This is a genomic window from Phaeodactylibacter luteus (genome assembly GCF_007993045.1).
GTDB lineage: Bacteria > Bacteroidota > Bacteroidia > Chitinophagales > Saprospiraceae > Phaeodactylibacter > Phaeodactylibacter luteus.
In genome coordinates this window covers 21,920-30,020 of the sequence record NZ_VOOR01000059.1, presented here as the reverse complement: position 1 = coordinate 30,020, position 8,101 = coordinate 21,920, and the positions used below count along the sequence as shown (strand labels likewise).

Genomic DNA, 8,101 nt, shown 5'->3' with positions numbered 1-8,101 from the left:
CTATTTATGGCCCAAGAAAGCCTTGCACAGCGGTCTGCGCTCTAAGCGCCCGGTAAAAAGGTTATGGCTTTACTCTCCTACCGCACCGCCCAGCCGCCCAGCCGGTATGTCATAACTGATGTTCATATCCTGTAGCACCGCATCGAGGATGGGGTCAGCCCCTTCCACATAGCCCGACTTGATGTCGTGCCCGAACATACTGCCAAGGGTATTCCAATAAGCAGCGGTCAAGCCATTTCGCAAGTCCTTGATCAAATCGTAAAGCGGGCGGTCAAGCTCCCGCTCTATCATCTCGATCAGGATCATGCCCTGTGTTTTGGTAAGGCCCTTCAGGGGGTCAGTGAAGTCCTCTTTCAAGTTTTTGTGGAGCTTCCGGATGTAGCGTTTCTGCTCCCGGTCTTTCATGTGGGAGGTGGCATATTCTACTTCCCGGAAGAGCTTGATGGCTTCAACAGCGTAAGGGTAGACTACAGCCGCGTACCGCCGGTAGCGGCGGTATTTGAGGTAATCCTCCCGGTTCTCGAAGTTTTTGGGGGAAGAAACGGAGACGTCATCCAGCGTAGCCATGATAAGGGTATCCCCGCATTCATCCACCATAAAAGGCAGCAATTGCCCATTGATCTCTACTGACCCGGTAGCCTGCGCAAACACGTTGCTGTACGCAAAGAAGGTCAGCGATAGGAGAAAAAAGAATGGCTTCATGTTCCTGTATTTTGTGATGCTGGGCGGTACTTCAGGTGCCCGGCGGCGGGCAACACCCTGCATATTGGTCATAACAAGTTGGCCCGGGGTAATAGTTCTTGGCCCAGCGCCCTCTTGAAACGCCACAGGCGGGCCGCTGATTGCTTGCCCGCCTGTGCCTTGCCCTTTTTTAGCAAACCTTAACGTTCAGCATCGTATTTGCCCTTAAACCGGCGGTAAAGTGCTTTTTGGACATTATCCAAGTCTACCGCTCTGCCCTGGATAAAAGCCTGTTCTACGTTTCCAGTACGTACGTCTAGCGCATCCCCGCTGCTGATAAAAAGGGTAGCGTCCTTGCCGGCTTCCAAGGTGCCGAGGCGGTCAGACACGCCTAGGATATCCGCAAGATCGCCCGTCAGCCCGGCAACGGCATCCTCATAGCTCAGCCCGAAGCCAATAGCCTGTCCGGCCTGGTAGGCGAGGTTGCGCTGCTGCCAATAGCCATCGTGCCCAAACCCAAACTTGACCTCCGCAGCTTTTAGCATGGCCGGCGTCTTGAAGGGTTGGTCTATATCGGCGTCCACCCGGCTTGGCAAGCTCTGTGTTGAGCGGAGTATGACTGGCACCCCCGCTGCTTTCAGGGCTTCGGTGACCATCCACGACTCCCGCCCATCTACGATGACCAGCTTTAGCCCCATACCCTGCGCCCATTCTATGGCATGAAGGATTTCCTTGGCTTCCTGTGCCCTTACATAAACTTGGCGCTCGCCAGAAAACACCGGGCCCATAGCTTCGAATTTAAGGTTGGCCTGGCCCCGGTCTGTGCGTTCGTGGTACGCTTTGGCTTCCATGAAGAACTGCCGCAGCTCTTCTACCTGCTCGCTGTAATTTTCGTTTTTGCTGTACCGCCGTTCCCGCCAGTTGTAGCTAAACAGCGATGGCCAGTTTACGAACAGCCCTTCATCTGCTGCAATGGCAGCATCTTCCCAATTCCAGGCATCGAGGTGTACCAGGCTGGACAGGCCAGAGACCCTTCCCCCGGAAGGGGCGATCTGGGCTAAGAGGACCCCCTGGGAGCGGACAGTAGGCGTTACTGGGGAATCGGTATTGTAAGCAATGAGGCTGCGCACACTAGGGTTCATCAGGCCGGTCTCGTCAAAGTCGCGCGTGGCCCGCACAGCAGAAATGTCAACAAGGCCTAGGTTGGTGGCTGTGGCGATGAAGCCCGGATAAACGTGCTTCCCCTCTGCTTGGATTTTAGTGTAGCTGCTCCAGCTGCGCTGCTCGGCTTCGGCCACAGTGCCTACAAAAGTGATTTTACCTTGGTCAAAGCCTATTACCGCATTTTCGATGACCGTCCCATTGCCCAAGTGGGCAGTAGCCCCGGTGATGTAAATGGGCTGAGATTGTGCAGGGCCAGGTGCCGGTACTTGTGCCATAAGGCCCGTACAAACAACAATATGGAAAAGGAGTAGCGTGAAAAGTCGCATAGTAGAAGATGTTTAGCTTGGCAATGTGTACCGGTGGGAAGTTGGCTTCCAACCTAGTGGCTATAAATGTAATATCATTCTGCGATAAGACCACAGCCCAGCATTAAAATATCGCTTTGCGAAAAAGGTTGAAGTGCAGGTGGCCGGGGAAATGGATAGCCCGGCCGGTTTTTTGGGGCTTAGGGGGAAATGGGGCAGAGCTGGCAGCCCCCAGGCCGTGCTTTTGCGTAAGGAATTTGGTATTTTTGCCCCACCTGAAAGACCATACCTATGCCTGCTGCTCCTGCCATATACCCCGCATCTATTGCTGTCCTGCCTTTTGTCAACAACAGCCCGGACCCCGAAAATGAGTACTTCAGCGATGGGGTGTCCGAAGAAATCATCAATGCTCTGGCCAAGGTGCGGGGCCTGAAAGTCATCGCCAGGACTTCCTCTTTTGCTTACAAGAACAAAGCCATAGACGTAAGGGACATCGGGCAGCAGCTGCAGGTAGCCAACATACTGGAGGGCAGTGTACGGCGGGCGGGCAGAAAAGTGCGTATTGCAGCCCAGCTGGTGAGCGCAAGGGATGGCGTACAGCTGTGGGCCCGCCGCTTTGACCGCGAGCTGAAGGATATCTTCGAACTGCAGGATGAAATCAGCCTGCTGATAGCCGATCAGATCAGAGCGCAGTACGGGCATTTCGAACTGCAAGATCAACTGATCCGCCCGCCTACTAAGAATATAGAGGCTTACGACCTCTATCTGAAGGCGAGGTACAACCACCTTCGTTGGGACAACCCCGGCATTACCAATGCCATTGCTTTTTACAAGGAGTGTACCCTTATGGCCCCCAATTTTGCCCTCCCTTACTTTGGGCTGGCCTATTGTTTTGCCATGCGGGCCTCCTTTGGAGGTTTTCACGAGCTGCTGGAAGTGGCGCAAGGCTATCTGGAAAAGGGGTTCTCTATTGATGAAAACGCCGGGCCGGGCCATTTCAGCAAGGCGACCCTGGCATTTTGGGGCCGATGGTCTTTTGCAGAAGGCCAGGCCGCCTACCGGCAAGCTTTGGCGGTCAACCCTGGCGATACGGAAGCAGAGGAAGGGCTGGCGGAGCTCTACACAGCAGTGGGCGATTTTGAACAGGCGCTCAGGCATGCCCGGCACATCCTGTCTACCAATCCGTTATCTGCGAACCACCATTATACCTTGGCCAATATCCACTATTTGTCAGGAGATTATCAGGAGGCACTGGCTTGTGCTGCAACCGCAATGGAGGTCAAGCCAGGCTTTACTCATGCCGTGGGCCTGACGCAGCTGTGCTATATCTTGTTGGGCGACTGGCAGGGCTTGGAGCGTTTTTTGGCGCAAGCCGAATGCCCGGAACAGCCTGAAGCCTGCCGGGCAGTTTACCAATTGTTCCACGGGCAGCGCCTTGAGGGGGAAGTGCCTGCAGTGCAACCTTCTGCCCAGGTAGATCTCTTTACTTGGGAATTGTATTTGAAGCTATACTTGGGGGAGGAGGAAGAAGCTATGGATTTGCTAGAGGAGAAAGTTGGGCAACGTATCGGGCAGTATATCAATTTCCAGAATATGCCCTTGCTGAAGCCTTTGCATGCCCATGCCCGGTTTCGGGCACTAGTGGAAAAAGTATTCCCACAGGGGCTGCTCAGCAAGGAGCCGGAGCCAGCCGCCCGGCCTAGAGCAGCTTTGATGGAGGAGGCGGAGTGGCAGCCTGTGCTGCTACAACTTAAAGCGGTCATGAAAAAGGACCAGCTTTATCAGGATGCTAGCCTCTCTTTGCGGTCGCTGGCCGAGCGTCTTGGCATCACCGCCAATAAGCTGTCCTGGCTGCTGAACGAACAACTCGGCCAGAACTTCAACGAGTACGTCAATACCCTGCGCCTGCAGCTTTTCCAAGAGCTGGCACTGAAGCCAGGCAATGCCCACCTCACCTTGCTGGGGCTGGCTTACGAAAGCGGTTTCAACTCAAAGACCGTTTTCAATGAGTTTTTTAAGAAATCGGTGGGCCTTACGCCCCGCGCTTGGGTCAAGAAACAGCAACAGGAATGAATTTCCGAAATGGGTTGAAACGGGTACGGCAATACCTCTGCCGCCCACACTGGATGATCACTCTCGAAAGAATGACCTCCTTCGGTAGTGCTAATCTGCAATTTTTTCAAAGAACTGCTTGGATGTTAACATAGCATCTCTAAAATGGCAGTGCCCCTGACAGGCAGCTGAGCGAACATCATAGCTGTGCTATACTTTCAATAAGTGGTTGGGCGTAACGGCCCGGAGTGGCAATTCTGCCCATGATGTATTGACTGCTATGAAACGACTGTTCACCTTCCCATACGCTCGCGTAGTTTATGGAGTTATCATTTTGCTTGTCGGCCTGATCTTGATGTGTATACCGGTCATCCCATTTGGGTATGTTGGCGTCTTTATTGGGGCTTACCTATTGCACCATCGGATACCATTATTGGGGCAGGCCATGGAGTGGCTGCGCCAACGGGACGATTCTGGCCGTCTGAAACGCTTCGAGAAGCAGGTCGATGAGCTGTTTGCGGCTGGGTAGCTTATGCCTGCGTTTTGCAGGCGTCCAAGCCCAGCCAGCGCTATAATGGGATCGGGCTAGCGCTGCGGAGGGGTGTGAAGCCCGTCAGGGCCGAGCGGAGAGCGAGCCCCGTAGCATAGCGGCACCCTGCCGTCAGGCAGGGGCAGGCCCCAAATAAAAACAATCATCTAGGTTGTGCCCATTGGCTCAGCTTATTGCCGGTACTGCATTAGCCATTGTAGGGCTTCCAATGTCACGGTCTTTCTGCATTCAGCAAAGTCCTCTGTATCAAGTGTTTTGCTTTTGAACAGGCGTGTGGCAAAAAAAATGGGGGCATGTTCTTCAGGCAGCGCGTAACCGACCCACCAGCCGACCCGCAGGCTATCTTGACTGGTCCACCCGGTTTTGGCGTGAATGGGGAAAGGGGCCGTAGTGGGAGTAAGCATGACCCGGCGCACCATTTCTTGGTAGGCCGTGTCAAAGGGCAGCTGATTGGCAAATAGCTGGCGCATGAGTTGTACCTGTTGTGCCGGCGTGACCCCGAAAGGCCCGAAGTTCCAAAAATCAGTATCGGGCTGGGTGAGCTGTAAGTTGCTGTAATCAGCTTGGCTTAGGTATTGCCGGTAGGCCTCTCGCCCGATAGCATCAGACAAAGCCCTGAAAGCCCATACGGCTGACTGCTCAAAAGCTTGGGCGGCCGTCAGGTCCCGGTAGATGTCAGGCCGATATCCGTAGCGCAGCGTATCGGGCTGCCCGGTCCAGTGCAGGGTGTCCTGAGGGCTTGCCAGTGTCTGCGTTTGTAAGGCAGTAAGGAGGTTGAAAATCTTGAAAGTAGAGGCTGGCAGGCTGTAGGTGTGCAAGCCGATGGAGTCAGAGGTATACCAAGTTTGGCTTTGCCCATCAAATAAGGCTATGGTGCCACTGCACTGGCAAGGGGCAAATAGCTGCTGCAGTCCGGGGCGGACCTGCAACTGCGGCGCTTTCATTGCTGTGCCTACAGGGCTGGGCGTACACGCTTGCAGTAGGGCTATGGAGAGGAAAGTGGCGAGGTGGTGGCGCATAGTTTTTGCATAAAGCTAGTCAAGCCTCGCTTGGCGCGAAAAAACAGGAGGGGAGCGCCCCCTCCTGTTTAGTAGAGCTGGTTATGCTTTTGAGGGGCTAGATTTAGCCCTGCGGCTGTTGTTTCTGCGGTTATTGGGCCTGCGGCCGTTTTTGTTCCCACCTTGCCCGGAGCGGTTGCGGTTGTTTTGGCCGCCTTGCGGCTGGGGCGTTGGCTCCGGTAGGCTGCCATCGTCAGGGAAAGGGTGCTCATCGATAACGGGCACCCGCTGGCCAATCAGCTTTTGGATATCCTTCAGGTACGCTCGTTCTTCCCCGTCGCAAAAGGACAAAGCTACGCCGCTGGCTTTTGCCCGCCCGGTACGCCCGATGCGGTGCACATACGTTTCTGGCACGTTGGGCAGGTCGTAGTTGATGACATGAGAAAGCTCGTCTACATCAATGCCCCGGGCGGCGATATCTGTGGCAACAAGCACATTGAGCTCTCCATTTTTGAACTGGTCCAGGACCCGCTGCCGGGCATTCTGTGACTTGTTCCCATGGATGGCAGCGGATTTGTGCCCTGCTTTGTTGAGCTGCCGGGCAATGCGGTCGGCACCGTGCTTGGTGCGCGAGAAAATCAGTGCGGAGTCTACGGTTTCGGTATCTAGCAAGTGGGCGAGGAGCTTTCGTTTTTCTTGTTTAGAAACAAAGTAAACCGCTTGCTCCACCCGCTCTGCAGTAGGCTGCTCGGGGTTGATGGTGACGCGTTTGGGCTGCCCGAGGATGCGCTTGGAAAGCGCCATGATCTCAGGGGACATCGTTGCGGAAAAGAACAAAGACTGCCGGTCTTCCGGCAGGCGTGCCACGATGCGCTTGATATCATGGATGAAGCCCATGTCAAGCATGTGGTCGGCCTCATCGAGGACAGAAACCTCCACTTTGTCGAGGGAGACAAACCCCTGGCTCATCAAGTCCAAGAGCCGCCCAGGGGTTGCCGTCAGGATATCTACGCCCCGTTTGATGGCGTTGACCTGGGCATTCTGTTTTACGCCGCCAAAGATCACAGCATGGCGAAGCGGGGTGTCCTTGGCATAATCGCCTATGCTTTCATCAATCTGAATGGCCAGCTCCCGCGTTGGGGCGATGATGAGGGCCCGGACCGGGCGCTGCCCACGGTGTGGGGGAGTCTGCATCAGCTGTTGGATGATGGGCAAGGAGAAAGCGGCCGTTTTTCCGGTGCCAGTCTGCGCACAGCCTAAGAGGTCGTGCCCTTGAAGCAAGATAGGGATAGCCTGCTCTTGAATGGGCGTAGGCTTTTGATAGCCAATACGGTCAAGGGCTTTGAGAATAGGGGCGCTGAGGCCTAAGTCTTTAAAAGTCATGTAAAAAGGAAATAAAATGGTGGGAGGCAATTCATCCCCGGGTATTGGAGGGTGGCAGGGGCGTTGAGGCCCCGCAATATCTAATACGATGCCTGCCAGATTCTTTTGAAGGAAAAAAACGGGGCACGCTTTGCCCCTTTGCTAAAGCCAACCGGGTATTCCTGGCTATTCACTGCACAAAGAACGCAGTCAAAACCCAGAAAGATGTATTTCTGAGCGGATATTATTCAATAAATATGTTAAAGCGCTTTTTTCAAGGCCATGGCATAGCCCAAATGAAGGGCTTCGTGAGCAGCGTTGAAGGCAATGGCTTCTTCGAGGTTGTGGAGGGTAAGCCCAAAACTGGTGGGGTAGGTGGTGAAAGGGCCGAAGGCATCAGCTTCCCAGTCCTGTTCAAATGTATCGATGGCCGAAATGGCGAGTGTTTTTATTTCTTCGGCTTCCTGATGTGAGTACTGCCGTTCAGGGCGCGTCCCCTTCCTAAATGCAGCAATCAGCTCCTCATTGGCCCGCAAAGGTGTGCCGGACAGGCCATAGCACAGCAGCTGCTGTGTGGCAATCATGTGGCCAAGGTTCCAAATGAGGTTGTTGTTAAAACCATCAGGGATACGGTTGAGGGCTTCAGGGGGCAGCCCGTCTATCAGGGAAAGGAAGTTTTGGCGGGCTTGCCGCGTAAGGCTCAGGTTCATGCGTCTGGTATTATGTGGATTTCGGAAAACGAAGATAAAGCATGGCGGGCGCAAATCAGATTCTTATCTTTTTTGGCCTGCCCAGCTTGCTTCGCGTGATGGGGCCTGCCCCTGCCTAACGGCAGGTGCCGCTATGCTCCGGGGCTCGCTGCCCGCTCGGCCCTGACGGGCTTCCCACCCCTCCGCAGCGCTAGGCCGATGCCAGCCTAGTGCCTTAAGCCATAAATCTCTGATACTTAAGTTGAAGTTATTTTCCGGCTAATCAAGGCGAAGGTTCGC

At 54.6% G+C, this 8,101-nt stretch carries 7 protein-coding genes; 2 read left to right on the top strand and 5 right to left on the bottom strand.

The window, feature by feature from the left end:
- Positions 1 to 69: 69 nt before the first annotated feature.
- Entirely contained in the window at positions 70 to 702 is a 633-nt protein-coding gene (locus FRY97_RS19155; protein WP_147169184.1) for a DUF4294 domain-containing protein, read from the bottom strand.
- A 179-nt stretch (positions 703 to 881) separates the two neighbouring features.
- Entirely contained in the window at positions 882 to 2,171 is a 1,290-nt protein-coding gene (locus FRY97_RS19150) for an amidohydrolase family protein (protein WP_147169183.1), read from the bottom strand.
- A gap of 270 nt (positions 2,172 to 2,441) precedes the next feature.
- Here FRY97_RS19150 and FRY97_RS19145 point away from each other — a divergent pair, with 270 nt between their 5' ends.
- A complete protein-coding gene (locus tag FRY97_RS19145; protein WP_147169182.1) occupies positions 2,442 to 4,223 on the top strand; it encodes a helix-turn-helix domain-containing protein in 1,782 nt (593 codons plus the stop codon).
- Positions 4,224 to 4,482: 259 nt separating this feature from the next.
- A complete protein-coding gene (locus FRY97_RS19140; protein WP_147169181.1) occupies positions 4,483 to 4,731 on the top strand; it encodes a hypothetical protein in 249 nt (82 codons plus the stop codon).
- 191 nt (positions 4,732 to 4,922) lie between these two features.
- Here FRY97_RS19140 and FRY97_RS19135 read toward each other — a convergent pair whose 3' ends face one another.
- From FRY97_RS19135 to FRY97_RS19125, 3 genes are all read right to left on the bottom strand, one after another.
- Positions 4,923 to 5,771: a class D beta-lactamase gene (locus FRY97_RS19135; RefSeq protein ID WP_147169180.1), complete on the bottom strand. Its 849-nt coding sequence runs from the start codon at positions 5,769 to 5,771 to the stop codon at positions 4,923 to 4,925.
- An 81-nt stretch (positions 5,772 to 5,852) separates the two neighbouring features.
- Positions 5,853 to 7,133: a DEAD/DEAH box helicase gene (locus FRY97_RS19130; RefSeq protein ID WP_147169179.1), complete on the bottom strand. Its 1,281-nt coding sequence runs from the start codon at positions 7,131 to 7,133 to the stop codon at positions 5,853 to 5,855.
- Between the two features lie 239 nt (positions 7,134 to 7,372).
- The gene (locus FRY97_RS19125) at positions 7,373 to 7,822 is read right to left on the bottom strand and encodes a DinB family protein (RefSeq protein ID WP_147169178.1); all 450 of its coding nucleotides are present in this window, start codon (positions 7,820 to 7,822) and stop codon (positions 7,373 to 7,375) included.
- Between the last annotated feature and the right edge of the window lie 279 nt (positions 7,823 to 8,101).